This is a genomic window from Nostoc sp. MS1, assembly GCF_019976755.1.
In the GTDB taxonomy this organism is placed as follows: domain Bacteria; phylum Cyanobacteriota; class Cyanobacteriia; order Cyanobacteriales; family Nostocaceae; genus Trichormus.
In genome coordinates this window covers 3,297,579-3,323,693 of the sequence record NZ_AP023441.1, presented here as the reverse complement: position 1 = coordinate 3,323,693, position 26,115 = coordinate 3,297,579, and the positions used below count along the sequence as shown (strand labels likewise).

Genomic DNA, 26,115 nt, shown 5'->3' with positions numbered 1-26,115 from the left:
CGTCTATGTCGCCAGCTTACTTGTATAGGTAGATAATTGAAAATTTACAGAGTTTAATTAACTTTATTTTTATCAAAATTACTTTAAAAATATCAGAAAAATAGTTTAGCGATCGCGTAGTTAATATTTAATGATTAATTAATAGCAATTAAATAAAATTGCCTGGTGATTTATGCGAAAAATTCTTCTAGGTTCTGGCGTAATTTTACTCATCAATGCTTGTGCTTCCAATATTGCCAGCACTTCTCAAGCAGTAAATAGTATCAATCCTCAAAGTGCCAACTGTCCTCAATCTCAAGTTTTACCTTTACCTGTACGAAATAAAAATGACATCTTTGACAGGTTTGATTTCCACATTCGGAATATTGTCACAAATGCTAATACAGTTAAATTTCAAACTTTAAAACAGGATTTTATTTTCTGTCGTGCTAATAATAGTTGGACAGTAAAAACAGGGACTTTACCCAAAGAGTTACAACCTTCAACCAGTTATGCCGCATTTGCTCAGGAAACAGTAAATCCCAAGTTAAAAAAAATTGATTTTCAAGGGAAAACCTATCAATATCGAGTTGTGAGACAACCACAATTCACACTTGGAGATAATAATAATATCTCCCGACCTGATGTAACAGATCCAAATAAAGATAAGGTTGTTTTTGAATTAATCACACCCAACGCTAAAAACCCACAACAAAAAACCTTATATACCCTAAAAGATTTACAAGATGTTGCTGTTAAAGCAGGCTATTCTGCCATAGGCACTCAATTAGGATTTCCACGAATAACATCTGCCTTTGTTAATAATGACCGCATTTGGTGGTCAGTAGCTTTTGAACAAGGCGAAGGCAATAACGGCATAGCTACTATTGTCAGTTATGACCCAAAAACAGGTAAATTTAGCCTGATTCAACCAGAAGCACTTGGCTTTACCCAAATTACTGATTTAGCGATCGCTGGCGACACTAATAATCCTACTTTTTGGATGGGAACTAATATTAGTGGTGAAGGAAATCTCTATATCCCCGCAAAGGGACTGGTGGCTTATCGTCCCAATTCCCAAAATCCGAATACAGGTTCTTTAACTGCTTACACCGTACATAACAGCCCCATAGTAGGCGCAATTCCCGACAAACTCAAATTAGAAAACGATAAATTATGGGTTAGTACCGCTAACGGTGTTTGTCAAATTAAGTGGAAAACTGTTGATAATCCTGATAGTTGGAATTGTTGGCGATTTGCCGCAATGGCTAAACTACCCCAGAAATTACCAATCTATAGCGCCCTCACTAATAAAACACCAGCTGCATCTTTATCTGGCAAAGATAATGTAGAGGTTTTATGGTGGAGTCCCATTAACTATCAAACTCAAAAGGGACGCTATGAAGTTAGATATCCCCAAGGCTTCACTGCAAAGTTAGAGGAAGGTAGGAGTAATTATGAATTTCCCCGTTCTTTACCGCCAGGAAAGCCTTCTGTTGATTGGCCGGGTTTTGAATGGCATTGGAACGGAAACCGCTTTGTACGTGGCTTAGATGAAGTATCTCTAAATTTATCTGGTGGGGGGCCGCGAGGTATAGGTTCAGGTCAACTACGACCAGATGCACCGATTAATTGGTATACCATGCGTGGTGATTTAGAATTACTCAACCTATCGGCAAAATCTACTGATATAAAATATTACTCTGGTTGGATAGATGATGCTAAAATCAAGCCTTATCTTACAGTAATACCACAACAAAGACCCCAGAATGCTCAACCTAATCCTTTGGCAAAATAGGGGTGTATGGGTATAGCGGAAAAGTAGAGTCTAAATTCTTTCCTTACACCCTTATATCCTTATATCTTTACACCCATGATTTTATGAATACCGAAACAACATCCAGGGTTCCTGTTGCATTAACCATAGCTGGTTCAGATAGTGGTGGCGGTGCAGGTATTCAAGCTGATTTACGCACCTTTGCCTTTCATTGTGTCCACGGTACTAGTGCTATCACCTGCGTCACGGCACAGAATACGCTAGGGGTAGCCAGAGTAGATGCAATGCCACCAGAGGCAGTTGCAGCCCAAATACAAGCCGTGGTTGAAGACATTGGTGTACAAGCGGCAAAAACAGGAATGTTACTCAACCAAGAGATTATTGCCACTGTTGCCCAACAGGTAGAGGCTTTAGGTATAGAAAACTTAGTCGTTGACCCGGTAATGGTTTCACGGACTGGCGCACAATTAATTGATGAGGATGCGGTGAAAACTCTGCGCCAACAATTGATTCCTTTAGCGGCTATTATTACACCCAATAAATATGAAGCCCAGATTTTAAGCGGTTTCCCAATCAACTCTTTAGATGATATGCGGGCGGCTGCCCAATTCATCCATCGTAATTTAAAAGTAAAGGCAGTGTTAGTCAAAGGTGGCGGAATGCAGGGAAACGCCCGTGGTGTTGATATTTGGTTTGATGGACAAAATTTAGAAACCCTGACAACCCAGCAGGTGGATACCAAAAATACTCATGGTACTGGCTGTACTTTATCAGCTGCGATCGCCTCTAATCTAGCCAAAGGTCAAGACTTACGCCAAGCAGTTAAACAAGCCAAGCAATACGTCACCACCGCCTTAACCTACTCCCTCAATATCGGTCAAGGACAAGGCCCTGTGGGGCATTTTTTCCAACTGCTGAAGTAGGGGAGTGGGGAGTGGGAGAGATGAGGGGATGAGGGGGATGAGGAGCAGAGGAGAAAAACTATGGACTATGGACTATGGACTAATGACTGTGGACTAATGACTAATGACCAATGACCAATAGGTAATTTTAGATATCTTTGCACTCCGAGCATTTTTCTATTATTCTTGGGCTAGTTTCAGAGCGAATTATCTTTTGATACTATTTCTGATACTCTTATAACTTTATTTTTGATACCAAATAACTAATGCGGATAAATACTGGTTCGGTTAACGGGAATCAGCCAAAACCCAACTCTCAAGCCTATCCATCTTCTGTACCTATGTACGTATACCGGGAATTGGCGGTGGAATTAAACGCAACACAAGACAAGTTAGATGCCCTTACGGCAAAAAATCAACAATTAGCGCAAGAAAATCAAAGACTACGACATGAGATTAGTCAAGTCGTGCAATCTTTTTTACATCTGCAAAGGGTGGTAGATTATCGGGTTCCTGGTTCTCACCCTGAGATGAATAATCCTATCGATCAATATACAGAATCACAGCCGCGTTCTCAAGCTGTGCGATCAGCTACGCTGGGCGGAACGCCATCGCCTATGGCGGGCGGAGCATCGTCGCGTCAACCTGTCGTTCCCCAACCCTCAAGCAGCAAGAACCGTCGCCCCAATATCTATATTCCGGTAGGGGAAATAATTACTCCGACACCGGAAACCGTCTTGATTGAGGAGCAGGAAGTGAGTTATCATCCTTCTCCTACCTCAAAAGCGCAGCCTCAAGAATTTAAAAGTTGGTGGTTAGTCATCAGCATTATCTTAATTATGCTGAGTGCCTTTGGTGCTGGATATTTAATTGTTCGCCCACTATTTGAACACCAAAGTCGTTAATACCAATTCAAAATTAAGAAACCTATACTATGTCTAGGTTTGGGCATTTGCTTTTGTATCATAATTTTTTGTGAATTGGTATTAGGCGTTACTTTTTACATTGCGCTATAACTCTACGCTTGACATTTCTTCTACTATTTGCTGTTTTTTATGTTGGAGCTAATTGTTTTATAAGTTACAAAAGCTACATAAAAAATTCACAAAAATTATAAGTTCAATATTACAAAATCAAAAATTAGCTAATGATTCATGATGATGTAAATTGCTTGTACAAAGCAGATAAGGCTAGAAAAAGTTGTAATTCTCATAAGTATCTTTGAAAATAAGACGAATGATGAAAGTGTCAGACATGGGAATCTGGTTAGATATATAAACGAACCTATAAATAACAGGAGTCGATAAGGTGAAAAAAGTAGAAGCAATTATCCGCCCATTTAAGTTAGATGAGGTAAAAATCGCTTTAGTCAATGCGGGTATTGTCGGTATGACTGTTTCTGAAGTCCGAGGTTTTGGACGGCAGAAAGGACAAACAGAACGCTATCGCGGTTCTGAGTACACTGTTGAGTTTCTCCAAAAACTCAAGGTGGAAATTGTGGTAGAGGATAACCAAGTTGATATGGTCGTTGACAAAATTATTGCGGCTGCCCGTACAGGCGAAATCGGCGATGGTAAAATCTTCATCTCACCCGTAGAACAAGTGGTTCGGATTCGCACTGGAGAAAAGAATACCGAAGCAGTCTAAGTAGTGAGTTCAGGGTGCTAAGTAATTGTAGGGTAGGCAATGCTCATCAAAACCATAAAATAGTGACAATGCCTGCCCTACCTACTAATACCAATTCAAAATTCAAAATTCAAAATTCAAAATTAGGAATCCATACAGAACAAGGCTTTGGGACTGTGTATTTGTCGGATTCTTTTTTCAAATTGGTATAAATATTTTCTTGGAGGAAGTATCTGGTTTTTTGTAATCTATTATTCAAACAAGCCGAGAATTTCTAAGTCCTTAAGATTCCGCGCTTTTCTTGCGCCATCCTGGTTTTACTACTTGGCGAGTCCGGGCAATTACTAAGGAATTATTAGGGACATCTTCTGTAACAGTGGAACCGGCTGCTACATAAACATCATCACCTAAAGTAACTGGGGCAACTAATACACTGTTGGAACCTGTTTTAGTGCGATCGCCAATTTTAGTCCGATGTTTTTTCACACCGTCGTAGTTAGCTGTAATTGTCCCTGCACCGATGTTTACCTGGGTTCCCGCAGTGGTATCACCTAAATAAGATAAATGAGCAACGTTGGTGCGATCGCCCAACTCGGTATTCTTCAACTCAACAAAATTCCCAATACGGCAATTAGCACCAACTTGGGCATGACCACGCAAATGAGCATAGGGGCCAATTCTCGCGCCATCTTGGATGACACCATCAGTTACTACTGAGTACTGGATGGTAACATTTGCCCCTAACTGGCTATTTTCGATGAAACTGCCTGGCCCAATCCGACATCCTGTTTTAATTACTGTATTGCCCCGCAGATGAGTTTGCGGCTCAATAATTACATCAGGTTCTAATTCTACGGTGTCATCAATCGTAATGCTGTTGGGGTCTATAAGAGTGACACCAGCCATCATCCATTGTTCTTTGACTCGCCTTTGCAAAATCTCGTAAGCTGTGGCTAATTGCAGGCGATCGTTAATGCCTAGTATTTCTTGATAATCCTCTACATCTACCGCCATTACCTGACCTACTTGGGTAACAGCATCGGTAAGGTAATATTCTTTTTGAGCATTGTTCGCTTGCAAATGAGGCAGCACTTTTGCCAAATTTTCCCAACGGAAACAATAAATTCCCGCGTTAATGCGATGATTTTGCTTTTGGGCAGTGGAACAATCTTTATCTTCAACAATTTGTTGGACAATATTGTCACCGTTACAGAAAACCCGTCCATAGCCTTTAGGGTTAGGTATGTGGGCTGTCAAAATAGTGGCAGCGTTTTTATATTGTTGGTGTGTTTTTAATAGCTGTTCTAAGGTTTGAGTGCGTAACAGTGGCACATCACCATTCAGTACTAGCAAATCCCCGGTATAACCCTCAAGATGGGGAAGTAATTGTTGGATGGCGTGACCTGTTCCTAACTGCACAGTTTGTTCCACAAACTCCAAACTAGGAGACTGAAGACCTGATTTAACTTGTTCAGCCTGATACCCGACAATGACAAGCCGTCGTGAAGGTGAAAGCGGATCTACGCTGGCAATAACTCTTTCGACTATTGATTGCCCACCCAAAGAGTGTAATACCTTGGGTAAGTCCGATTTCATTCTTGTGCCGCGTCCTGCTGCTAGTATTGCTACGACTACCATAATTAGCTATGAGCTTTCAATGAATCGCGCTGTTGCGCTTGTTACTTAGAGATTTAGGCTCAAATCATAGCAGCTAATGAGGCAGGAGGTATATCAATTCAAAATTCAAAATACTCCTTCCCTACGGGACGCTACCGCGAACAGAGAAGCAAGCTACAAAATTCAAAATTTCTTAGCACGGGCTGAACGCCCCGCTACCGCTAACAAAACTCAGCACGCGCTAAACGCGCCGCTACCGCTAACATCACTCATCACTCCCCAACTTCTGCTGACTATAAAAGAATAAACTCGGCAAACTGTTTCATAAGTTTAGGGTTACGCCAGCCGGATTTTGTTTCCTCAAACATTATGGATAATGCTTCTTCGGTGGTAAAAGCTTTTTTATAAGGACGTTCGCTTGTTAATGCGTCATAGATATCAATAATCTGAAATATTTGGACTATTTGGGGAATTTCATCTTCTTTGAGTCCATCAGGATAACCTGAACCATTCCAGCGTTCATGATGATGGCGAATGATAGGTATTACACCCTGCATACTCCGTAGAGGTTTGCAGATTTTTTCCCCAATTAAAACGTGTTGCTTCATAGTTACCCATTCTTCGGGCGTAAGTTTGCCTGTTTTCAATAGCACGGCATCAGGAATACCTACCTTACCAATATCGTGAAGATAACCACCCCACATCAAATCCCGAATTTGGTAGCGGGAGAGATTTAGAGATTCCCCAAAGGCTCTTCCTAACCTAATTAAGCGATCGCAATGGTCGCCAGTATTAGGATCACGGCTTTCAATAGTACTAGCTATGGAAAATAGTACTTGTGCTGCATGGTCTAAATCTTCGTTTAACAGTTTCTGCTGTACCAAAGATTTAACACGCGCTGTTAATTCTACCCGGTCAAAAGGTTTACTTAAAAAATCGTCTGCCCCTACTTCGATACCACGAATACGCGATCGCCTATCATTTAAAGCCGTAATAAAAATTACAGGTATTAGTCGAGTGTGTTCATCCTGCTTGAGTATTCGACATACTTCAAACCCATCCATTCCAGGCATCATCACATCTAACAAGATGAGATCAGGCTTTTGTTGCCTTACCATTTCTATTGCCGCTATGCCACCGTCGGCTTCAATTACTGCATAGCCTTCCATACCCAAAAGGGTAACGGCAGTCATGCGACTGACGCTATGATCATCAACTACCAGAATTTTCGGCGATTCTGCATCAAAGCCGTTCACTTGAGAAATTTGGGTTTGTATTGTTTGAGGGATTAAAGGGTCGTAAACACAATTCATACCAGGTTTTAGCCAAGCAGTAGCTGTTTCGCTTTCCGTAACCAAAGATTTATCTTGGGGCAAGTTTAAGGCGCTATCTTTAGTGTCATCTAAGTTCATAACCTGATTTGAAGCAATACTATCTCTTTTCTTTGGGGAGTCTGACCCACTAAAGTCATGTTCAGTCGAACCTGTATAGTTACCACTCCTCTTAATCACACAAGTACCCCAATCATTTTAAATATTTAATAGTGTTTGACTTTAAACAATGAGTAGCTATTCATATTCAACTAATTTTTAACAAGGTTTACACCCTGTCTTCAACTTACTCTTTGAGTTAATGTAGAATAATTTTTATGTACGATGATAAAAGAATGATTTTAGGAGCAGGAATTTCTCCATAAGATTTATAGTTGATTACTTTAGTATGATAAATTATTGCCAATATTCAATCAGGTTTTTTACTGAGATTACCTAACTTAATAGCTTTTCAAAAAAATTATATTTGTTTAATTTATGATTTTGCTAAGAAAGTTTCAATTACAAGATTTTATTTGTAAACAAAATAAAAAATTTTCAGCATTTCTATAATTTGAGTAAACCTTTATTCAACAAGAAAAACTGCAAAATTACGTATGAATTAATACGTAAATTATACAAACTTAATATAAGTACTTCAATTTGCTGAAGAATTTATCTCAATTTTGTAAAATTTTTTAGTTAATCATCAGTAAATATTTGTAATAGACAATTTAACTCAGCAATATTACTGAATTTTCATCTTTAAACTGAAGCATTAATACGTAATTTTAACTACGAACCGCCTATTCTGCTGAAAAAATCGGGTAGTGCCTGAGTCATACAACGTTTGCGCCAACGGGATGTAGGCTCTAATGAACTTGCTTGTTGCTCTTGTTGTCGGCGCTGCACAATGATGGTAGCCTGATCATTCAGATAAGGATCGTGGTAAGGAATGGCTGCACGGGTTAATAAATGTTCCTTCTCAGCGTAAGACAGAGGAGGAAGTATTGAATGTGTATGGAATCTGGAGTTTTGAGGATGTGCTGCGACAGTTCCAGGCGATCGCCTCCCGACTGGTGGAGTCGAACCTATCTGTAGTCCGGCTGTCAAAAGTGCTGTACGCACAGCTGCCGCACAAGAGTAAGTTGCTAACAAACCATCTACGTGTAAACACAGGGCTACTTTTTGAATAAATTCAACAGTCCATAGTTGTGGACACTGAGGCGGCGAAAAGGGGTCTAAAAAAATAGCATCAGCTTGAAAACCTAACTGATGTACGCTACTAATGGCATCTCTGGCATCTCCAATTAAAAGTTTTCCTTGGAGGCGTTCTGTTTGCACTTCTTGCTTAAATGCCAACTGAGTCAAAATATCTGTGTGTTCATAGTTCCAATTGTCGAATAGCTTATGATTGATAGCTGCTTGTGGGACAGAAGGATTCAATTCTAAACCTATTAACTCGACATAACAATGAGGATTTATTCGCCAAATTGTTTCTAAAGCGGCGGCTGTATTGTATCCTAGACCATAACAAATATCTAATAACCGCAAAATTGGTTGGTGAGCAACTATCTCTAGTTGAGTAGGACTAACAAACTTGAAAAAACTTTCCTGCTTGGCTCCAAAATGGCTGTGAAAAGCTTCATTGAATTGTTGAGAAAAGAAGGTAAAAGAGCCATCGGCTGTGGCTTGGGGAATAAAGTTTTCAAAGTTTGGCATAAATTAGGTGAGAATAAAAATATAAAACATTATAAATTTTGAATTACAGCAGTTTGCAAGTAAGTGAGGTACGAAATAATAGATTGTTAGGTATCAGAAGTTTATAACTCCTACCTCAAAACCTATAATCTTGTAATTGATCCAAAAGAAAACTACTGTAATTATGCCTGAGATTCAATCTGTGGTTTCACCAAATTGGTTGTTACAACATCTTCAAGATCCACAAGTCGTTATTGTCGATTGTCGCTTTTCTCTAGCAGAGCCACAATTAGGACAGCAACAGTACAAAATGAGTCATATACAGGGAGCTTACTATTTAGATTTAAACTTGGATCTTTCTAGTCCTGTAAGTGAACATGGGGGAAGACATCCTTTACCTAACCCTGATGACCTAGCTAAGAAGTTAGCAAATATTGGGGTAGAGTTCCAAAAAACTTTAGTTGTTGCTTATGATGACTCTCGCTTTGCTTTTGCATCTCGTCTTTGGTGGTTACTACGCTATTTAGGACACGAACAGGTAGCGGTGCTAAATGGAGGTTTTAGCCAATGGCAACAAGCAGGCTATCCTATTACTGATATTATTCCTCAATTTAAAACAGCTAACTTTGTGCCGCAAATACAGCCACAACTGTTAGTAGATATTACAGATGTCAAAACTCGTAAAGATTTACCGTCAGTAGTTTTGGTAGACTCAAGAGAGAGCGATCGCTACAGAGGAGAACGAGAACCTATTGATAAAATCGCTGGCCATATCCCTGGTGCAGTTAATTATCCTTGGATGGAAGTAACAGATGCGAAAGGCTACTTAATTCCATCTACAGAACATAGTCAAAGATGGCAAAATCTAGCCACAACCGCAGAAATTTTAGTTTATTGTGGTTCCGGTGTAACAGCTTGTGTGAATTTATTGTCTTTAGAGTTAGCAGGCATTCATACTGGTAAACTTTATGCGGGTAGTTGGAGTGATTGGATTAGTTATTAGTCATTAGTCCATAGTCCAATAGCAATAAAATTTTTCCCAACATCACCCCAGTAATAACTATCCTCATGTGCTGGCTTATTGATCTGCATAAAAAAAACTCAGCTGTTGCTCAAAAATTCACCCAGGCTAAGAAATTGTGTAAAGCTATAGACAAAAGAGCGAAAAATTCACAACTGTATCAGTTTTCATTTATCTAGGTACAAATATGCCTTCAATTACTTACAATCGCACTAACAGCCAGCAACCGCAAAATGTTATTATCGATGGTTATGTGATCCGTCCAGGATTACATATTCTCAGTCACGAGCAGATTAGGTTAGTCCGCGAACAAATACAGCACAATTCTCAGCTTGAAGATTTTGTTACTCAAGGTGTCATTAAATTAATTGGCTAATCATCTTGTGATGTTCCTATCTTTAACTCTGCAATATAAGAGGAGTTATAAGATAAGAAATATTTAAGGTCGTAGTAAAAGTTCCTTTTACACCTGCCAAGCGTTCTACTTCAGATGCTGTTGCAAGTGTAAAAGCTCACAAGAGAGTTCTTTTGTGTTGAGAAGCATCTGTTTTTTAGAGTTTCTATTATGTAGAAGTTATTCTTGAATAACCAGAATTTTCTGTTCCAAATAATGCTGAAGCATTCGGTCACTCTTAATAAGCTGCCGTATTTCAGTTAGCTGTTCGCCACTAATTTCAGTTATTCCAGGTACAAAACATATTCCTGAAATAAGTATGTTAGGAGGAAGATATTTTCCTGTTTGCTTATACTTTACTGTTGCCACATGCTCACCTTTTTAATATTTTCTGTTAGGGCATTACTACAGATAACTACCCCCTACTCAATCGTATAACTAATCCTTAAGATAGATACGATTAGATAGTCTTGCGCTCATAAGACGTATAGATTTAGATTAATCAGATACTAAGTGTGGTTAATTACATAATTCAAAAGTAACGCTCAATTATCTCAGCATAACATTATCCAAAAGTAAGTCATGGGTAAATATCAGTCAATTATCCTCTACAATCCCTATGTACCATAAGTTTTCATAAATAATTATCAACGCTTCATCCCTATTAAATCTTTATATTTGGCACTGAAACTTTTGTTTTCTCTGCTGGCAGCTAATACCCTGATAGCGGTGTAATTGTATTGATTGATTAATTGTTTCACCAAAATTAGGCACAAACAAGAAAACTGTGCAAATATAAAGAAAAGCTTAAGAGGTTAGAGACTCATGATCACTACAAAAATGATGCAACAGCTTTGGGCTGTAATCGAGTCTACTAATGTCAGCACCCTACTCCAGTTTGATGATGTAGCCTTAGTACAGTTGCTTATCCAAAAATTAAACAATAAACAGGAAGTTGATATACAGGCAGATACTAGCATTAACACTTACATAACATCTAAACTACCTTTAATTCGAGACACTGCCGAAAGCAGATTCTCGTTTGAGGCAGAAAATCATTAGTCCAAAAAAATTCCTAAATTAAATATGATAAATCACTGGCTAGGTATTGCCCTTGTAGCTTATCTAATTGGAGCAACGATTGAAGGGATCAGCACCGCCAGTCAGCTATTTCATTCTTTGCCCGAAATCATCAATGATATACAATCTCACTCATCAAAGCCTAATAATCAACTTGAACAGAACTGGCGTGTTTTTGTTGTCCTTGTTTCTGTAAGTGCTTGTGGTGCTTGCATTTGGCCTTGCCGTTTGCTACACCGTTTAATTAAAACAATAGCGGTATCTGAGAACTCGCAGGATTAAAGTTATGCTTGGCTAATTGAGCAATAAACAATTAAAAACTGCTTAATTGGTAAAGGTTAAAGCTTATCTTAGTGCTATTCGTCCATAGTCATTAGTCCATCTTCCATAGTCTCAAACCTAAATCTTGAGGTTACGACTGTTGACTGATTTTAAAACTCACCAATTTTTAGATTATAGCTAATGTTTAAAAACCAGCTTTCAAAGTCGATGTTGTTAGCTGTGGAGTCGCCAAAGCTATAGCCAGTCTGAAAATTGAGGCTACTAGAATTTGATAGGCGGTAAATTATACTGCCATATAAACGATGATATTGGTCGCTGCGATCGCGCTCTGAAAAGTCTGATAAAATTAACTGGTAGTTTACACCTACCTGTAGGGGTTTTTGCAGATAGTAACTTAAAGATAGCCACAAAGAGTTAACTATGCGGCTACGACTTTCTGGATCTGCTAGTTTCCAACTAAATTCGTAATAACTATCAAACATCAGCTTGTCAGTAATAGGATCTCTCCTACCTAATGACGCATACAAAGAGTTCTCATTTAAGAAGCGATCGCCAGCTTGGAAAAACTCACTGTTTCTAGCATAAAACAATTGTTGATTAGTCCAACCAACTTCACCATACATCCGCTTGGCTAACTGTTGATAAATTCCTAAATTAAATACTAATTGATTATAATTATACTTTGATTGGTCTGAGTAACGAATTAAATTACCATCAATCGAACCATTTATATAAGTCTTTTTTCCTATAGGAAAGTAAGCTGAAGCTAACCTCAATCCATAAAAAAACAAACCATCATCTGTAGGTAAAACATTAGATGAAAAAATATTATCGCTATGGAAATAACCCACATAAGCTTGCAAAGAACCTATGGGTTTAAAACTGGATACAGTTTCTTCCGGTGGTAGTGGTGGCTGTTCAATTGGTGGCGGTAAAGGTCTTTGTCTGATTCGTAATCCTAATTCCTGGCTGCTTTCGGTTTGTGAGGTTGGCTGTTTTTGCCGTAACCTGCGCCTGAGTCTCTCTAGCCTGTCATTGTTGTCTATTGGAGACTCTAATAATTGCTCTATTGGTTTTTGGTCAGGTGGAGAGAGGTTACTTGGTTGTCCTTCTAACTGTGGAGACTCTTCATTGACTTGGCTAGTCCTGGGATTATCAACGTCTTGAGCGGTGAGCAATGTCGTTTGTGTAGTACCTAACGGCATCTGTTGTGTAAATGCCATGTCAAACATATGGTATTGTGGCAATTGAGAAATATTAGCTTTTATCTGATACGATTGGCATATTTCATCATTATTTTCTAGCTTGGTAAAAATTATTTTTTGCTGGACTAACTCGTTACAACACTTTAATTTATCAGACGGCTGAATCGATGCAGCATCTGCACCTATGCAGTAAATGCTAGGGCTAATTGAAGCTAAGACAATGGTTAATAAATATTTCTTCCAGCCAGAGAAACACATCTTAATAGATGAATTGAATATGAGTTTTTATATTATACTTAAATCCACGGATTTTTCTCAAATATTTAATATATAGAATTTAGGAAAAATTTATTTTTTTTAATTGAAAAAGCCGTATCCATCTGTCAAAATTAGCATAATAAAAACTTTACTCACAAACATAGGATTTTTGTCAGTATTTAGTGATTAGTAGCAAACACATTCAACTAAATCCAAAAACAAATGAAATACTAACACGCAATTTAGATTTAATTTTCTCACCTAATCACAATTCAATTTTTATTATTCTTGATTATGCGTTTAAAGCTGTTACCATTATTTTCAATCTTATTATACGGGTTAACGGTATTTATAGCGTCACCTCAAGTAGATGCCAATACTCCTTTAACTCGTGCGGAAATTCAAAGTCTTCGTAATTTCGTACAATTGATTCTCCGTAATTCTCAGAATAAGCGTCCAGCAAAACCAGCAGATGCCATAATTCCAGGCGATGGCCTAGCAACTGGTCGAGCTTCTTTAGCAGATTTGCGTTTTAACGATGGCTCTTTGGCGCGGATTGGTGAACAAGCAGTTTTTCAGTTTATGCCAAGGACTCGAAATTTTAGATTGTCCAATGGAACAGTATTACTACTAATTCCACCGGGAAGAGGGCAAACACGTATTCAAACACCAAGTGCAACAGCCGCTATTCGTGGCTCTGCATTATTTGTCCGTTATGACCAAAAAACAGATACTACAATTGTTGGGGCGCTAACAAATAGTGGCATAGCAGTTTCTAATAAGAACGCATCACAAACTCAGTCATTACAAGCAGGTCAACTTTTAGTTATAGTTAAAGGTCAATTCCAAGGTTTATACGATTTTGATTTACGAAATTTTTATGAAACAAGTGAGTTAACTGAGGGGTTAGATTTAACTAGACAAAATCCCTCGGCAACAGTAGATCCAGCTATTGCTAGTGTACAAGCAGAAATTATTGCCGCTTTAGCAACACAGTCACCAGTTACAGGTCAAGGAGTGGTAGAAAACCCTGCTTTTTTAAAACTAACTACCACCTCCCCTACCGTTACCAATGAGGAATCTGAGCAAGTAAATTCCACACCAGATGATTCGCTGGTTAATTCTTTAATAGAAACAGGAGAAGTTCTGTTTCATAATGCACAGCGACCAACAAATAATGTAGACAGTGTAAGTAACAATCCCAGTAATAACCCAACAGTTACTCCAATTCCAATAAATACGAATCCAGGTAACAGTAATAATTCAGGAGGAAATTCTGCTGGTAATCCAGGTAATGACAAACCAGTTGGTAATGCTGGTGAAGACCGTGGTAACGGTAATCAAACTACGCCACCTCCAACCCCACAACCTCCAACTCCACAACCAGAAATTACGCCATCTCCAACTCCACAACCAGAAATTACGCCAACGCCAACTCCGCCAACTCCGCCAACTCCAACGCCAACTCCACAACCAGAAACTCCGCGTGACGATGAACCGGCTCCACCTCCTTAGTATTTATTGAGCTTATTCATCCAAAATAAAACCGTGGACAGATATGTTAACTGTTCACTGATAACTGTTAACTGACACACCTATTTCCCACTCCCTAACCTCCGGGTGTTTGCATATAAATTACCTGGTCTTGGGAATTGTAAATAAACAAAGGTAGGTTAGCGTTTTGGCTAATGATGGTTAAAGCTTCTTGTAATCTTTGCCAATGATTAGCTACACCAACGGCAGACTCTGCATCTTGAGTGTTGCTTTGGGGTGTATTAGTTTGTAGAACTTGTTCGTATTCTGGGGTAATTTTGACCATGATACCTTTCTCGTCTACGGTAAAGGTACAAATTCTTATGTCACTATTACAAGTTTTATTTAAATCAGCGCGGGTTTGTTGCCAACTATTATTTAACTGGAGTTTTTCTTGTGCCTGCTGGAGAGAGGCTGAATATGGGGCAATTAAACTCTGCGCTTGAGTGTAATACAAGCTATTATTGGAAATTTGTTTAGCAGTTTGGACAGCTTGTTGCCAATAAATAACGGCTGCTTGCCATTCTTGTTTTTGTTCGTAGGCTTTGGCTTGACTCGCTATGATTAAAAGTTGTTGGTAGCTTTTGCCTGCTAATTGTTCAATGGTGACGCGATCGCGCGCTCTGGCCAATTTTGGTCTATATTCTAATAAAAGTTGTTGCGCTTCACTAGATGCTGGACTTGATGGTGGAATCACATTCAAGGCATTAACTGCTACTTGCCAAGTAGATTGCACCTTCTGCCAATCTTGCAGAGTTTTGGCTGTTGTTTCCCACTTATTGGCTACACTAGCTACACCCTTAGCATCTATTAATTTTTTCTGCCATTTTTCTTGTGCCAGTATTTGTTGATTAATATTTTGTAACTGAATACGATATTTCAGCAATTTTGGCTGCACCAGTCTATACAAATCATTATTAGGGCTGATTGCTTCCAATGGTGTTATCGCTTGTCGCCATAGTTGTTGTCTAGCTTGCAACTCTGCTTGGTTGTTGGCGGGTGTTTGCATTTTTTCCTCTGCTGCTGAGGCCGCCTGTAAAGCTTGGGTAACTTGGCTGATTCTTTGTGCTTGTCCAGATAGACTAGTTTTGAGTTCTTCTGCTTGTTGGTGATAAGATGACCAACCAGGAATGACAGCTAAAGCTGCACTCGTTGTTTCTAGTTGTTGTTGTACTGTTGTTAGTTCATTTGTGGATTTAGCACGACTAATTAATTGTCGAAACTGAGTGTTGAGTTCCTGTCCGGCTTGCAACTCCTGACACATAGACATAACACAAGGACGAGTTATAAAGTAACCACCAGCACCACTTAATACAGTAATTCCTAGCAAAGCTGATAATAAAATCGGACTTACTGAACGCTTGGGTGGAGTTGTAAGTAAATCTGGCGTACCCGCTAAGGGGTCAAATACTTCCTCTTGCTCTGCGGCTACATCATCTGGATCTGAATAATGTGGTGGAAATACTAACGATGATGAAGATATTGGTTCTTCCTCTAGCAATTCTTTCTGGTCTGGCTCATCTCTATTAAAGATGGGGTTTTTCTGTTGTCCATGTCCCTTCATGATGAGGGAACGTTTAGCGTAAGGCAGTTTTTCACCCGTCATTCGCAGAAAACATTGGACTTTCTGGTCACGATAAGGTGGTAATGATTGGAGTGCTTCCTCAAGTACTGCAAAAATTTGTTGTGTATCGGCTTTAACACTAACTGGATGTTGAGCCAAAACCATTAGCTCATCCTTATTGACAGCACATTTAATCTGGAAAAACTCGCCGGAAGGAACCTCAGCCAGAAATTGTTCTTGCAGAGTTCGGCTTAATAGCTGTAAATCTTCCTGCTGGACTGCTACTGTCATAGAGCTTTCCTGCTGATCTTCTATATAATTTTTTGTATCCGTGGCAGAAAAAGGAAGTTGTTCGTTCGTTGAATACAGATGCACAGTGTAACCAACCATAACCGTAAAATCTGATAGACCAACTTTCTAACACAACTTCTGAATTTTCACCAAATAAACATAACCTAAAATGATTAGTAGTATTGGTGTTTCAGAGACTTGTGATTAAATTTTATAATCTAGCTTGTAGTAGAAACTACAAATTAATAAATGGGCATAATAGATTTTTTGATTGCTGAGAAAACAGGCTAGAGGCTAGAAATGAAAGACTGGACGCTAGTATGAGTTATGTAGCGCTCTTTATCAACAGCTAAATATGGGCAAACATTACCTCCAAGCAACAAATATTTTTGATTTACTAGCTAGCCTCTAGCCTCTAGCTATTACTGTATATTTACTGATAGGATGAATTACTTCAAGAAAAAGCAAATTTAAGTGAATAATGATATAAATTAATTTGCTCTATTGAGTAAATTCGATAAAATTAATACATAAAAAATCGGTTTTGTTAGTGAGTTAAAGGTTGATTAGATGATGAGGGTGCGTTTAAAAAATAGGAAATAGCACCATAAAAATTCTCTAGAAGTGTCAATATAAGGTGCATTAACAATGGATTTATTAGAGTATCAAGTTAAAGAATGGTTTGGGGAAATAGGCATTCCTGTATTGCCATCTCAAAGAATAGACCATCCTACAGATTTAAAACGCCTGAAAATTCGCTACCCGATAGTGCTGAAATCTCAAGTTCACGCCGGGGAACGGGAGAAAGTCGGCGGTGTGAGAATGGTAGAAACTACGATTGATGCGATCGCCGCCGCTCAAAATATCTTTAATCTATCAATATGGGGCGAATTACCAGAAGTTTTATTAGCTGAATCTAAGTATGATGCCCAGCAAGAATTTTATTTAGCTGTAGTTTTAGATACTGCAATTTGTCGTCCGGTGCTGTTAGGTTCCACAGAAGCAAATATTGATTTGGAATTAGCCGATCAAAAAATGCAGTATGTGGTTGTTGAACAAGACTTTTCACCTTTCTACGCTCGTAGACTAGCATTAAAAATGGGTCTGCAAGGTACGCTGATTCAATCTGTCAGCACGGTGTTAGAAAAAATGTACCAGTTATTTGTACAGAAAGACTTGGACTTAGTAGAAATTAATCCTCTGGGTGTCAACCTTGCTGGTGAAGTGATGGCGCTCAATGGTAAAGTCAGAGTCAACGAACGTTCCATTGGCAGACATCCAGAAATTGCTGCAATGGCAGAAAAAACAAATAATCGTCAACATAAAAGAAGCATAACTAATGGGCGTGCGGGTGAGTTAAAAAGTTTAGATGCACAAGGTAGAATCGGCATTTTAGGTAATGGTACTGGTTCTATCATGGCGACCTATGATTTAGTTGTCAGTAGTGGCGGTAAACCAGGGATATCTCTTAACTTACGCCATGCAGCAATTACTGATCCTGCACCCACCACATTTTATGACCGCCTAGTTAAAGGACTCAACACCTTAGCTGTTGACAGCAATACTCATGTGATATTAATTAATCTGCTAGGAAGTGTTCCCCAACCAGAAGAAGCAGCACAAGCGATCGCCCAATTTATATTAAATAATAAAGGTGAAACTCAGTCATTACTGGCCAAGTCCAACGGTAGCAAAAGCCGTAGTCAAAATCTCTCACCCCATTTAGTCGTCCGTTTAGCGGGTTCAGAACTGGATGCAGCTAAAGATGTTTTAACTGACTTACAAACTCATGAAAATGGATTGATATTAGTAGAAGATTTAGACGCAGCCGTAGCAGCAGCAGTCAGATTAACTAAATCCCCAGCTTATAAAAAAGTTTCTTAAAATCTGAGTCAGTTGTCATTAGTCATCAGTCATTAGTCAACAGTCCATAGTCCAAAGTTATTTTCCCCTGCTCCTGTACTCCCCCTTTTCCTCTCCCCCCCTCTCCCCTATGAACTTAACGCCAGATAGTAAAGTGATTATTCAAGGCTTCGGTGAATTTATTTCAGCGAGTCATATTGCTCAGATGAAAGCTTATGGAACCAATTTAGTTGCTGGAGTTCAGCCTGGATGCGGGGGACAGGAACTCTATAATCTGCCAGTTTTTGATTTGGTAGAGGAAGTGGTAGGGCAATTTGGCAATATTGACACGACAATTATTTGTGTCCACCCTTACCAAGTCTTAGATGCAGCTTTAGAAGCGATCGCTTCTTACATTCGCCAGATTATCATTATTTCTGCTGGTGTGCCGCCTTTGGATATGGTGCAGTTACTCCGCAAGGCTGAAGCCTGCGAAACTTTGGTAGTCGGCCCCAACAGTCCAGGGATTATTGTTCCAGGTAAAATTCTTTTAGGTACTCAGCCCAGCGAATTTTATACACCTGGAGTAGTAGGTATTGTCAGCCGTAGCAGCACCCTGACTTATGAAGTGGCGCGAGAATTAACACAAGCTGGTTTAGGACAATCAATCAGTGTGAGTATTGGTAGTGATGCGATCGTTGGTTCATCGTTTTTGCAATGGTTGCAAATTCTTGATGAGGATGATAGTACTGAGGCGATCGTTTTAGTGGGACAGCCGGGTGGAGGTAGTGAAGAAGCAGCCGCGCGGTACATTGCTGAAACAATTGATAAACCAGTCATAGCTTACATCGCTGGCAGAGAAGCGCGACCGGGAAAAACTTGGCGACAAACCGGAACTTTAGCCACTGTTGTTGGTCGTCCACCTAATTTTGGCACAGCCCAAAGCAAAATCACAGCTTTTGAAGCCGCAGAAGTTCCTGTTGCTGAACGTCCTTCTCTGATTCCGCAGTTGTTGAAAAAAGCAGTTAATAGTTGACAGTTGACAGGTTCAGTTTACTGTTCACTACTCATTGTCCACTCCCCACTCCCTATTAACTAAATGTTGAGGATTTGTTTTTCGGTGAATAGCATGGCGATGCCTTTTTCGTAATAGGCGGCTTCGTTAATAAAAATTGGGTAAATTGTTGATGTGCCTTCGTAGGCGATCGCTTCACCATCTAGAGTTAAAAATAGCGGATCACCAGGATTTAATGGCTCGTAGTCACGAAATTGTAGATCGGGGTGAATCATTGCCTGAATTTCACCATTTTCGTTTCTAGGATAATCTAGAGTACCTATATATTTATATAGAGTTAGTGAGTGATTGGTTTCTGTAATGTCGGAATAATTATATCTCTCTAAATAATCCAAAATTGTATAGATAAGTTCCTCAGTTTTTTGGAATAGGTCTGCATTTAATACGCCTTGGGCTACAGCACCTACCTCGATGACAAAACCCATCTCACTTAGGGAACGAAGAAAATTACTGCCATTTTCAGGAATAGTAAAACAAACTTTTACTAAAGGATTAATAGCAGTTAAATAGGTAGATAATTGTAATAGAAATGGATGCTGATTACCTAAAATAATACTCAAGCCCATATTGGCTGTTGTACTGTGTAAATCAATGATTACATCTACTTTTGTTTGGTTATCTTCTTTAAGAATTGCAGTTATTTCTTTGGCTCTTATATCTTCATAGCTAGAGAGATGAAGATTTTGCAAGTTTTCTTCTAAAAAACATCTATTTAAATCTTTCTCAATGTAGCGTTTACCTGTCTTAAAAGCTTTGGGATTTCCTAATATAGTTAAAGTCTCAAAACTAGATTTTTGAATTAAATTAGGATACTTTTCAAACTTCTTAACTAGAAATGCACCTGTAAATTCATTGCCGTGAGTGCCGCCAACAATGGCAACACGATTAATTTTCTGCATGAATAACTCCCGAAATGATATTTCTTTGTAAGCAGATATTTTTGTGTTCAAATTATTTATGCTATGAAATTCTATCGTATTAGCACGGTAGTCAAACTTGATGCTATCTGCAATACAGATTTATTTACTAAAATTATATGTAAAAAATATAGCGACTGTAGGGACGTACATCTGTACTCCCCCACTAATGAATGTGTTGCAAATATTTTTAAATTGGTATTAGGCGCTTCTGAGGGCAACTATAGGATCGAGTTTAGCAGCACGGCGGGCGGGAACTACGCCAAAGAATAAGCCGATCGCACCGGAAATACCTACGGCTGTACCAATGGCTACGGGAGAAATTGCTGCTTCTAGGGGTGTCAAAGCTGCTACTAAGAGAATCCCACTTACACCAACACCAGTCCCAATTAAGCCACCGATGGCAGAGACAATCACCGATTCGATGAGAAATTGTAATAAAATATCCTGTTCTGTTGCACCAATAGCTTTGCGGAGTCCGATTTCTTGGGTGCGTTCGGTGACGGAGACAAGCATAATATTCATGATGCCGATACCACCTACGAATAATGATATACCGGCGATCGCAGCTAACATCACTGTCAATGCACCTGTAATCTGTCCGACTGTCTGCAAGGCATCTTTTTGAGTACGGATGGTAAAGTCGTCTTCATCTGTAATTTTATGCCGTTGTCGCAGTAAGTTGGTAATTTGAAAGACTGCTGCATCCACACTTTCGGCGTTTTTAGCTGAGGCGACAACGTAGGTTAACTCCAACCCATAGGGAGAAGTGCGTCCGACAATGCGGTTAGCGGCGGTGATGATAGGTACGAGGGCTGCATCATCATAATCTACACCCAAGTTTGAACCTTTGGCTTCCAACACACCAATAATTTGAAAACTGGTATTCTTGATGCGTAACTGCTGCCCTACAGGGTTAGTATTGCTAAAGAGTCTTTCAGCTAACTTTGCACCGAGTACGGCAACTTGATTGCTGCGTTTGCTATCTATATCGCTAAAAAATCGCCCCCTTTCCACATCAAAATCCCGCACTAACAGGAAGTTGGGATTTGTACCAATAATATTAATGTTAGTATTTCTATTACTGTAAGTGACTACTTGCCGACTATTTAACTCTACAGTTACGGCAGCTACAGTGGGTACTTGAGTGGCGATCGCTTCTGCATCGGCTAGTACCAAAGTCTTGGGTAGGTTGGTGGTGATACGCTGCGTGGCTTGGTTCCCAGGAATGACAAACAGCACATTCGGCCCTAAAGATTCTAACTGCTTTTTGACATATCTCTGTCCGCCTTCACCAATACCAATCATGGCAATAACGGAGGCGTTACCGATGACAATGCCCAACATAGTTAGGGCGCTACGCAGTTTGTTAGATAGCAGGGTTTTACCTGCCATTTGCATACTTTCTAGGAAGTTCATTGATTTGCTTTTTCTTTAGCCTTCTGAATTTTGTAATCTTTAGGTAAGTCAACAAACACGCGATCGCCCTCTTTGATTCCAGATAAAACTTGCGTCTGATCCTGAATTTGTGCGCCTATTGTGACTTCCCGAAATTGGGGTTTATTTTTGGCATCTGGTACTAGAACACCTGTTTTCCCGTTTTCGGTGACAATGGAAACTGTAGGTAATACCAAAGCTTGATTAACGCGATCGCCCAAGAAAGTTAAATCTACATTTAAGCCAGAGCGTAATTTATCTGCACCCGTATCAATAGCTACCCGCACTTGAAAGGATGTCACACCCTGTTCCACAACTGCTTCCGGGGCAATTAAACGCACACGCCCACGAAACACTTGATCAGGATACGCATCAGCGACAATTTCCACTTGTTGTCCCTGCTTAATTCGACCGATATCAGCTTCGGGTACTTGTGCCAATACTTCTACACCCTGTGCTACAGCCACAATCGAACTAGAAGTTGCTGAGGCGCTAGTAGAAGCTGAGGTGGTAGGAGTGACGAAAGAGCCGATATTGGCGTACTTTTGCGTCACTATGCCAGAGAAGGGGGCGCGAATTACGGTATCCGCTAATCTGACTTGGGCGGCTGCTAACTGTGCTTGTGCGGCTCTGACGGCGGCTTGACGTTGGGCAATTTCTTCAGGACGGCTACCTTCTTGTGCTAGTACCAAAGCGGCGCGTGATTCAGTGACAGCCGCCTCCTTTGCAGAGATGACTTCGCTACGAGTACCACTCTGCAATAGTGATAATTGTTTTTGCGCTTCTGCTAAATTAGCCCTAGCACTTCTATCTTCGCTCACGGCTTGGTCGTATAATTGTTTCTTCTCTGCGCCCTGTTCGTAAAGATACTGATAACGTTTTACCTGTTCATTTGTGTAATTTACCTTAGCTTGGGCTGCATCAACTCTGGCTTGGGATTGGGCAATTTCTTGGGGACGATTTCCAGCGACAGATTCAGCTAATTGGGCTTGGGCTTGGGCTAAACGTGCCTTGGCTTGAGCAATTTCTTGAGGACGGCTCCCTGCTTTAGCTTCATCTAACTGGGCTTGGGCTTGGGCTACATTAGCTCTATATTGAGCAATTTGGGCTTCAATTTCTCCCACATCCATCCGAGCGATAATTTGTCCTTGCTGGACGCGATCGCCTTGCTCTACGTATAATTGCGCTAGTACACCAGGATTTTTTGGACTAATATTTACACTCTGAACTGGCACAACTTTACCACTAGCCGTAATTCTAATAGTGACGTTCTGAGTTTCTACGGGAACCGTTAGTTGTGTAATATCTTGTTTGCTGCTTCCCTGCTGGACAATCTTATAAGTTGTAGTTGTGCCAACTACTAACACACCAGCAGCCACTAATCCCGCCAGCCAACGAGTCGGATGTTTAAGTTTGCCAATAATTGGAACTTCTATATACACAATCATAAGTAGCAGCCTATTAACCTTGGTTCAGGAAGTGGTGTGATTCTGAGCAGGGAAGCCAAAAATCAAGAGTTTGACAACTGGGCAAGTAAATATTTATAGAAATTTGATAACTTAACAAGTAATAAATGATATATTGCGCAAATTTGATTTTAGCCTCTAAAAAATTTTTATGCCTTCACCTGAATGGGTGAACTGAACTAATTCCCACTTTCCTTAAGGTATAAAAGGTGAATCACTAACCCAAGTAAGTCGGTGCAATAAAACCAAACTATGTAATTAACGAAGGCAGGAGGCCGTTTTTAGCTTGAACTGACAGAAGCCTCTCACTTACCGCGAAGCGCGGAAGTGATGAGATGAATGGCGCTTGTGTTGACGACAGTTAAGCGACCAATGCCGACATGCAAGGGAGGAAAACATGGAGGAAACGAACAATTCTTAATCTTCTGGTTGTTGCTGATTTTCAATATATTTTTTCAAGCAGCGATCGCGCAATTGGTTCTGTCTTTGGGTACAGGCTTTTAGTTGAAGGGATTGCAAACATCATAAATTATTAGCGCAGCTAAACCTTGGGGGAGAAAGTTTATGATGCTCGATACCTCGCCAGAAACTCAAGCAACCACTCGCAAAAACACAACCTGGATTATTGCTCTGAGCATTGTGCTGATTGTTTTGGGAATAATTGCTATACTGATGCCCATCGTCGCCACAATTGTTTCTGTTTCAGTCTTCGGATGGATCTTTCTGATTGCAGGTATTGTCCGGCTGGTAAAATCGTTTCAATCCAAACCGATTCGGGGATTCTGGCTGAGTCTTGTGATAGGAATTGTTTACATGATTGCAGGTTTGATTCTTCTAAGTAATCTTTTAGCAGGAGCGGTTACTCTGACACTAGTTTTAGCCAGTATTTTTATATTAGAAGGAATTGTGGAAATTATTGCCAGCTTTAAAGCTCGGACTGGTAGTCATTTGTCCTGGCTGGTATTAGTAGATGGCATAATTACTCTGATTTTAGGAATTTTTATTTTGTATAGTTGGCCAAATAGCTCGTTCTGGCTAATTGGATTGTATGTTGGGATTAGTTTGATCTTCAGTGGCGCATCGCTGTTGTCAATTGCCACTGCTACTCGTAAAGCATTAGCTCTTAATTAAGTATTGTTTTAGATTAAATGATGAAAGTGATAGCAATAGCTAAATCAACTCACAACGGCAGCACAGTTTAAGGTGCGTTTGCTCTGGGATTTATACCCTGTTCCAAGAGATTTTCGCCTTAAAAGGCAAGGTTTTAAACCCGCTTGTTTCGATAAAAGTAAATAAGGCTCAAACTCTTTCTCCCCCTGCCTTATCCCAACAATATTTATTTACGCCGACCTACTTATTCTGATTGTTCCTCAATTAAATACACTTCATGTCCTTTGATTTCTACACCATGTGCAGCCAGACATTTTTGCCAACCTTCACGAGTACCAATTTCGCTTTTTTGCTTCAGCAGCCCAAATTGCTGTTCTTGTTGAGTGAGTTTAGCAAATTGTTCATAGAGTGGGTAGTTACTGGTAACGAAGGTTTCTTTACGGTGTAATACGGGTGGGTTGGCGCGATTGCTGTAATCGCGGTGAGTTACATACAGGGTTTTTAAGTCTATTGTGATACTAGCTTTGAGGGCAGGGTGGGGGTCAGTGTCGAAATCTGGATAAAATAGGTAGGATATTTGCGGTTGGTCAATGTAATATTTAATCAGTGTAGCTCCATCTACACGCCCAATGGTACGGCTGGCGCAACCTTCATATATGCGTAGCAATGGGTCGAGGGCAACTAAGGCAGAGACATGGACATATAAAGCGCCGCGTGTGTGTTTACCAACTTTGCTTTTGTCGCAGGCTGTTTGCACAACTCCTGGTCTACCTAAACTAAATAACTTTTGGTCGGCGACTTCGCAAGCTTCCTCGTAACTACCAAAGAAAGCTTTGATATCATGGCGCATTTCTGGTGCGAGTTGGGAAAATCTGGGACGTTGATCAAAGTGAGTCAGAGCAAGGTAAACTTGGATATCTAAAGAACGACGATAGGCGATCGCATCCCATTCTGCTTCATCAGTGGCTTGGAGGACAACAGCGAAAGCCCGGCGGAAATTACCAAATTCGCTCAGTAATTCTTGTTCGTTGGCTAATTCCCCTTTCACTGGCAGTCTACCGCGCTTGGTGAAAAATGCCATCAGAGGCGCAAGTTGTTCTTGATAGTCTTCAAACCGCTTTGTCGGGATGCGGACTCGCGGTGTAGCGGTGCGAGAAAAGAAGCGAATAGCTTTGAAGCTTTCTTTTTCGGCTTCATCGCGGAAGACGAAGTAAACCCCCAAGGCGACGGGAACCGCATCAACATTTAGGACTTCATCAATATATTTTTTTAGTTCTGCTTGTTCGTAATATTTTTGAAACGTATTACGGCTAGTGACAATACCATCGCTATAAGCGAGTTGTGCTTTACTAGAAGCGTTAATTAATACTTGTGCTGCAACAATTAAAACATTACGGGTGAGTTCCCAGGCTTGGATGAGACTTTGACGGCGTTCTTCTTGGTCTTCGATAACGTTGAGGACGTAACCTAAATTAACTACATCGGCGGCGGTAATTGGTTCGTTAGGGTAGTAATAAGGGTCCCAACCCGCGCTGTTGTAGCCAAGGTTAGCCACACGCTGAACATCACCACCGTAACCACAACCGTAGTCAAAAAATGTCTTGTCTGGGTTAAGGACTGCCCATTCTATAGCTAATCTTACAGGACGAGAGATTTCCGCTCTTGCGATCGCGGCTCGATGACGCTCGATTTCTAACGCTTCAGACATAATATTCAGTTAACAGTCAA

General features: G+C 40.0%; 23 protein-coding genes. 13 read left to right on the top strand and 10 right to left on the bottom strand.

The window, feature by feature from the left end; all coding sequences use genetic code 11:
- Nucleotides 1–172: 172 nt before the first annotated feature.
- From NSMS1_RS14370 to NSMS1_RS14355, 4 genes are all read left to right on the top strand, one after another.
- Nucleotides 173–1,777, top strand: a complete 1,605-nt coding sequence (locus tag NSMS1_RS14370; protein ID WP_224094508.1) for a hypothetical protein — start codon at nt 173–175, stop codon at nt 1,775–1,777.
- A gap of 83 nt (nt 1,778–1,860) precedes the next feature.
- Nucleotides 1,861–2,679 (top strand): bifunctional hydroxymethylpyrimidine kinase/phosphomethylpyrimidine kinase, encoded by an 819-nt coding sequence (gene thiD / locus NSMS1_RS14365; RefSeq protein ID WP_224094498.1) that lies wholly within the window; start codon nt 1,861–1,863, stop codon nt 2,677–2,679.
- A gap of 245 nt (nt 2,680–2,924) precedes the next feature.
- The gene (locus NSMS1_RS14360) at nt 2,925–3,563 is read left to right on the top strand and encodes a hypothetical protein (protein WP_224094496.1); all 639 of its coding nucleotides are present in this window, start codon (nt 2,925–2,927) and stop codon (nt 3,561–3,563) included.
- Nucleotides 3,564–3,966: 403 nt separating this feature from the next.
- Nucleotides 3,967–4,305 (top strand): P-II family nitrogen regulator, encoded by a 339-nt coding sequence (locus tag NSMS1_RS14355; protein WP_017749852.1) that lies wholly within the window; start codon nt 3,967–3,969, stop codon nt 4,303–4,305.
- A gap of 261 nt (nt 4,306–4,566) precedes the next feature.
- On the opposite strand, the gene glmU is transcribed toward NSMS1_RS14355, so the two are convergent.
- From glmU to NSMS1_RS14340, 3 genes are all read right to left on the bottom strand, one after another.
- Nucleotides 4,567–5,922, bottom strand: coding sequence for a bifunctional UDP-N-acetylglucosamine diphosphorylase/glucosamine-1-phosphate N-acetyltransferase GlmU (gene glmU, locus NSMS1_RS14350; RefSeq protein WP_224094495.1), 1,356 nt, complete (start codon nt 5,920–5,922; stop codon nt 4,567–4,569).
- A 272-nt stretch (nt 5,923–6,194) separates the two neighbouring features.
- On the bottom strand, nt 6,195–7,412 hold the full coding sequence (locus NSMS1_RS14345) for a two-component system response regulator (protein WP_224094493.1): 1,218 nt from the start codon (nt 7,410–7,412) through the stop codon (nt 6,195–6,197).
- 594 nt (nt 7,413–8,006) lie between these two features.
- Entirely contained in the window at nt 8,007–8,933 is a 927-nt protein-coding gene (locus NSMS1_RS14340) for a tRNA (5-methylaminomethyl-2-thiouridine)(34)-methyltransferase MnmD (RefSeq protein WP_224094491.1), read from the bottom strand.
- 163 nt (nt 8,934–9,096) lie between these two features.
- Between NSMS1_RS14340 and NSMS1_RS14335 the strand changes: the two genes are divergently transcribed.
- Nucleotides 9,097–9,915 carry a sulfurtransferase gene (locus NSMS1_RS14335; RefSeq protein ID WP_224094489.1) on the top strand — a complete coding sequence of 273 codons (819 nt, stop codon included), beginning with the start codon at nt 9,097–9,099 and terminating at the stop codon, nt 9,913–9,915.
- A gap of 205 nt (nt 9,916–10,120) precedes the next feature.
- Nucleotides 10,121–10,309, top strand: a complete 189-nt coding sequence (locus tag NSMS1_RS14330; protein WP_224094481.1) for a hypothetical protein — start codon at nt 10,121–10,123, stop codon at nt 10,307–10,309.
- 198 nt (nt 10,310–10,507) lie between these two features.
- Here the strand turns inward: NSMS1_RS14330 and NSMS1_RS14325 are convergent, their stop codons facing one another.
- Nucleotides 10,508–10,696: a hypothetical protein gene (locus NSMS1_RS14325; RefSeq protein WP_224094479.1), complete on the bottom strand. Its 189-nt coding sequence runs from the start codon at nt 10,694–10,696 to the stop codon at nt 10,508–10,510.
- A gap of 456 nt (nt 10,697–11,152) precedes the next feature.
- On the opposite strand from NSMS1_RS14325, the gene NSMS1_RS14320 reads away from it, so the two are divergent.
- Both NSMS1_RS14320 and NSMS1_RS14315 read left to right on the top strand, forming a co-directional pair.
- Nucleotides 11,153–11,389, top strand: a complete 237-nt coding sequence (locus tag NSMS1_RS14320; RefSeq protein ID WP_224094470.1) for a hypothetical protein — start codon at nt 11,153–11,155, stop codon at nt 11,387–11,389.
- A 24-nt stretch (nt 11,390–11,413) separates the two neighbouring features.
- On the top strand, nt 11,414–11,689 hold the full coding sequence (locus NSMS1_RS14315) for a hypothetical protein (protein WP_224094468.1): 276 nt from the start codon (nt 11,414–11,416) through the stop codon (nt 11,687–11,689).
- Between the two features lie 149 nt (nt 11,690–11,838).
- Here the strand turns inward: NSMS1_RS14315 and NSMS1_RS14310 are convergent, their stop codons facing one another.
- Entirely contained in the window at nt 11,839–13,152 is a 1,314-nt protein-coding gene (locus NSMS1_RS14310; protein WP_224094466.1) for a hypothetical protein, read from the bottom strand.
- 294 nt (nt 13,153–13,446) lie between these two features.
- On the opposite strand from NSMS1_RS14310, the gene NSMS1_RS14305 reads away from it, so the two are divergent.
- Nucleotides 13,447–14,667: a FecR family protein gene (locus tag NSMS1_RS14305; RefSeq protein ID WP_224094464.1), complete on the top strand. Its 1,221-nt coding sequence runs from the start codon at nt 13,447–13,449 to the stop codon at nt 14,665–14,667.
- Nucleotides 14,668–14,761: 94 nt separating this feature from the next.
- Here the strand turns inward: NSMS1_RS14305 and NSMS1_RS14300 are convergent, their stop codons facing one another.
- Nucleotides 14,762–16,540, bottom strand: a complete 1,779-nt coding sequence (locus NSMS1_RS14300) for a hypothetical protein (protein ID WP_224094462.1) — start codon at nt 16,538–16,540, stop codon at nt 14,762–14,764.
- Between the two features lie 648 nt (nt 16,541–17,188).
- On the opposite strand from NSMS1_RS14300, the gene NSMS1_RS14295 reads away from it, so the two are divergent.
- Together NSMS1_RS14295 and NSMS1_RS14290 are read left to right on the top strand one after the other, a co-directional pair.
- Nucleotides 17,189–18,424: a succinate--CoA ligase subunit beta gene (locus NSMS1_RS14295; protein ID WP_224094460.1), complete on the top strand. Its 1,236-nt coding sequence runs from the start codon at nt 17,189–17,191 to the stop codon at nt 18,422–18,424.
- A 109-nt stretch (nt 18,425–18,533) separates the two neighbouring features.
- Nucleotides 18,534–19,418 (top strand): succinate--CoA ligase subunit alpha, encoded by an 885-nt coding sequence (locus NSMS1_RS14290; protein WP_224094457.1) that lies wholly within the window; start codon nt 18,534–18,536, stop codon nt 19,416–19,418.
- A gap of 59 nt (nt 19,419–19,477) precedes the next feature.
- Here NSMS1_RS14290 and NSMS1_RS14285 read toward each other — a convergent pair whose 3' ends face one another.
- The 3 genes from NSMS1_RS14285 to NSMS1_RS14275 all read right to left on the bottom strand — a co-directional run bounded on the left by NSMS1_RS14285 (nt 19,478) and on the right by NSMS1_RS14275 (nt 23,259).
- Nucleotides 19,478–20,356, bottom strand: a complete 879-nt coding sequence (locus NSMS1_RS14285; RefSeq protein WP_224094448.1) for an aspartoacylase — start codon at nt 20,354–20,356, stop codon at nt 19,478–19,480.
- 219 nt (nt 20,357–20,575) lie between these two features.
- On the bottom strand, nt 20,576–21,793 hold the full coding sequence (locus NSMS1_RS14280) for an ABC transporter permease (RefSeq protein ID WP_224094446.1): 1,218 nt from the start codon (nt 21,791–21,793) through the stop codon (nt 20,576–20,578).
- Nucleotides 21,790–23,259 (bottom strand): efflux RND transporter periplasmic adaptor subunit, encoded by a 1,470-nt coding sequence (locus tag NSMS1_RS14275; RefSeq protein ID WP_224094436.1) that lies wholly within the window; start codon nt 23,257–23,259, stop codon nt 21,790–21,792. Before NSMS1_RS14275 ends, NSMS1_RS14280 begins: the two co-directional genes overlap by 4 nt.
- A 390-nt stretch (nt 23,260–23,649) precedes the next feature.
- Here NSMS1_RS14275 and NSMS1_RS35095 point away from each other — a divergent pair, with 390 nt between their 5' ends.
- Together NSMS1_RS35095 and NSMS1_RS14270 are read left to right on the top strand one after the other, a co-directional pair.
- Nucleotides 23,650–23,781 carry a hypothetical protein gene (locus tag NSMS1_RS35095; protein ID WP_263432580.1) on the top strand — a complete coding sequence of 44 codons (132 nt, stop codon included), beginning with the start codon at nt 23,650–23,652 and terminating at the stop codon, nt 23,779–23,781.
- Between the two features lie 60 nt (nt 23,782–23,841).
- Nucleotides 23,842–24,408: an HdeD family acid-resistance protein gene (locus NSMS1_RS14270; protein WP_224094434.1), complete on the top strand. Its 567-nt coding sequence runs from the start codon at nt 23,842–23,844 to the stop codon at nt 24,406–24,408.
- 223 nt (nt 24,409–24,631) lie between these two features.
- Here the strand turns inward: NSMS1_RS14270 and NSMS1_RS14265 are convergent, their stop codons facing one another.
- Nucleotides 24,632–26,095: a DNA phosphorothioation-associated putative methyltransferase gene (locus NSMS1_RS14265; protein WP_224094432.1), complete on the bottom strand. Its 1,464-nt coding sequence runs from the start codon at nt 26,093–26,095 to the stop codon at nt 24,632–24,634.
- Nucleotides 26,096–26,115 lie beyond the last annotated feature (20 nt).

Bases quoted from the DNA above. Each gene is read 5' to 3' on its own strand.
- NSMS1_RS14370 (WP_224094508.1), top strand. From the start codon at position 173: ATGCGAAAAATTCTTCTAGGTTCTGGCGTAATTTTACTCATCAATGCT.
- thiD (WP_224094498.1), top strand. From the start codon at position 1,861: ATGAATACCGAAACAACATCCAGGGTTCCTGTTGCATTAACCATAGCT.
- NSMS1_RS14360 (WP_224094496.1), top strand. From the start codon at position 2,925: ATGCGGATAAATACTGGTTCGGTTAACGGGAATCAGCCAAAACCCAAC.
- glmU (WP_224094495.1), bottom strand. From the start codon at position 5,922: ATGGTAGTCGTAGCAATACTAGCAGCAGGACGCGGCACAAGAATGAAA.
- NSMS1_RS14340 (WP_224094491.1), bottom strand. From the start codon at position 8,933: ATGCCAAACTTTGAAAACTTTATTCCCCAAGCCACAGCCGATGGCTCT.
- NSMS1_RS14335 (WP_224094489.1), top strand. From the start codon at position 9,097: ATGCCTGAGATTCAATCTGTGGTTTCACCAAATTGGTTGTTACAACAT.
- NSMS1_RS14330 (WP_224094481.1), top strand. From the start codon at position 10,121: ATGCCTTCAATTACTTACAATCGCACTAACAGCCAGCAACCGCAAAAT.
- NSMS1_RS14320 (WP_224094470.1), top strand. From the start codon at position 11,153: ATGATCACTACAAAAATGATGCAACAGCTTTGGGCTGTAATCGAGTCT.
- NSMS1_RS14315 (WP_224094468.1), top strand. From the start codon at position 11,414: ATGATAAATCACTGGCTAGGTATTGCCCTTGTAGCTTATCTAATTGGA.
- NSMS1_RS14310 (WP_224094466.1), bottom strand. From the start codon at position 13,152: ATGTGTTTCTCTGGCTGGAAGAAATATTTATTAACCATTGTCTTAGCT.
- NSMS1_RS14305 (WP_224094464.1), top strand. From the start codon at position 13,447: ATGCGTTTAAAGCTGTTACCATTATTTTCAATCTTATTATACGGGTTA.
- NSMS1_RS14300 (WP_224094462.1), bottom strand. From the start codon at position 16,540: ATGACAGTAGCAGTCCAGCAGGAAGATTTACAGCTATTAAGCCGAACT.
- NSMS1_RS14295 (WP_224094460.1), top strand. From the start codon at position 17,189: ATGGATTTATTAGAGTATCAAGTTAAAGAATGGTTTGGGGAAATAGGC.
- NSMS1_RS14290 (WP_224094457.1), top strand. From the start codon at position 18,534: ATGAACTTAACGCCAGATAGTAAAGTGATTATTCAAGGCTTCGGTGAA.
- NSMS1_RS14285 (WP_224094448.1), bottom strand. From the start codon at position 20,356: ATGCAGAAAATTAATCGTGTTGCCATTGTTGGCGGCACTCACGGCAAT.
- NSMS1_RS14280 (WP_224094446.1), bottom strand. From the start codon at position 21,793: ATGAACTTCCTAGAAAGTATGCAAATGGCAGGTAAAACCCTGCTATCT.
- NSMS1_RS14275 (WP_224094436.1), bottom strand. From the start codon at position 23,259: ATGATTGTGTATATAGAAGTTCCAATTATTGGCAAACTTAAACATCCG.
- NSMS1_RS35095 (WP_263432580.1), top strand. From the start codon at position 23,650: ATGCCGACATGCAAGGGAGGAAAACATGGAGGAAACGAACAATTCTTA.
- NSMS1_RS14270 (WP_224094434.1), top strand. From the start codon at position 23,842: ATGATGCTCGATACCTCGCCAGAAACTCAAGCAACCACTCGCAAAAAC.
- NSMS1_RS14265 (WP_224094432.1), bottom strand. From the start codon at position 26,095: ATGTCTGAAGCGTTAGAAATCGAGCGTCATCGAGCCGCGATCGCAAGA.